The 1,552-nt window shown below is 29.3% G+C and carries 1 protein-coding gene and 1 pseudogene; both read left to right on the top strand.

Going from position 1 to position 1,552, the window contains the following annotated elements; translation table 11 throughout:
• Positions 1 to 32 precede the first annotated feature (32 nt).
• A pseudogene (locus tag GQX97_RS12150) lies at positions 33 to 398 on the top strand (glutathione peroxidase); the annotation flags it as partial.
• A 271-nt stretch (positions 399 to 669) separates the two neighbouring features.
• Positions 670 to 1,552 (top strand): cell surface protein (locus GQX97_RS12145; RefSeq protein WP_157152198.1); only part of this gene is annotated, 883 nt, incomplete at its 3' end.

Below are 1,552 nucleotides of genomic sequence, written 5' to 3'. Positions count from 1 at the left end.
TTAATAGTGCAACTAAATGAGGGTTTACTAAACAATATTCTGCGTTGCAGGATTTATACAAAAAATATAAAAAAGATGGTTTTGAAATATTAGACTTTCCATGTAATCAATTCGGCGGACAGGCAAAAGAGCCTATTGAAGAAATTGCTGAGTTTAGAAAAGAAAAATACGGCGTTACTTTTAAGTTATTTGATAAAGTAAAAGTTAATAGCAAAAATGCTGACCCTTTATTTACTTATTTAAGAACCGAAAAACCAACTGAAGAGGGAGTTGATAAAATAAGATGGAATTTTGGTAAATTTTTAATAGATAGGCAAGGCAATATAGTAGGGCGTTATGACCCTAGGGTAAAACCTGAAGAACTCGATGAGATAGTATCWGAGTTATTAAAAAAATAATGAAAAATTAAGAGCTTTTATATATCATTATATATAAAAGCTCTTTTTTATTATGCATTCTTTATAAAAARCAAAACAATCTGTAATTTTAAATAGCATTTCAAGTTTCAATTATATTATATATAAAATTTATTAATAAATCATTTTTTATTTTTATCTAAAAAATTTTGTATTTTTTMTCAAAAATCTAAAAAAAATTATAAAAAAATTTGAATTACAATTTTTATTTTATTAAACTATCAAATATAAGCTAAAAAATTAGGAGTAAAAAATGAAAAAGTTTTTATTAACAGTAACAGCTGTATTTRTTTTGGCAGCAAGTTCTGTATTTGGTATGTATGGTGCCGACAATACCTGGCTATTTTTCCTWATTCATGGAAATCAGTTAAGAGCTAGAATGAATCAGGTAGGATTTACCTTGGGAAATGGAACYGTTAAAGGTACATTTGGATTCAAAGCTAATACAGGTTTGACAGGTCAGATTTTTACAACCAAAGGAAATAAAAATTTAGAAGCTACTGTATCCGGCGGTATAGGATATACTGGAGATGGTTTTGGAGTAGGTGTTGGTTATAACTACACTTATAATAATGCWGCAGGCGGCAATGTTGATGCTCATACACMTGTATTTGTATTCAATGCTGTAAATAATAATTTAAGAGTGGCAGTTCCTGTAAGTATAAGCTCTAAAGCTGACCTTAATAATGGAAAAACTGATTATTTTGGTTTAAGCATACCTGCTCAGATAAGATACTATACTGGAATAGATGCTTTCAACTATATTAGATTTGAGTTTAATTATGGTCAAAATTCATATAAAGAGGGTACAGTTAATTACTCTGCAAAAAATCTTAGCTTCCAATTAAGACTTCATTTCTTAAATACAGTAATAGAAAATGTAACAGTTAATCCTTTCTTAAGAGTAGACTTTGCTTCTGCTTTAGATGCTAAAGGAAAAACTGCTATAGTTGGAACTTTGGGCGGAAGCTATACTAGCGATATTAAAGCTTGGACAGTAGCTGGTGCTGCTGAGGCAACTGCTGGTCAAGAAGCTTATGACAGAAACCCTTATGATTTAAGAATACTTCCTAGTATATCTTTAACTGTAAATACAGATATAGTTAACTTTATATTTGAACCTGGTATAGGTTATA

The organism is Brachyspira sp. SAP_772 (assembly GCF_009755885.1).
Classification (GTDB): Bacteria; Spirochaetota; Brachyspiria; order Brachyspirales; family Brachyspiraceae; genus Brachyspira.
Note: the sequence above shows the minus strand (reverse complement) of the source record. Positions and strands in the feature narration are given on the sequence as shown.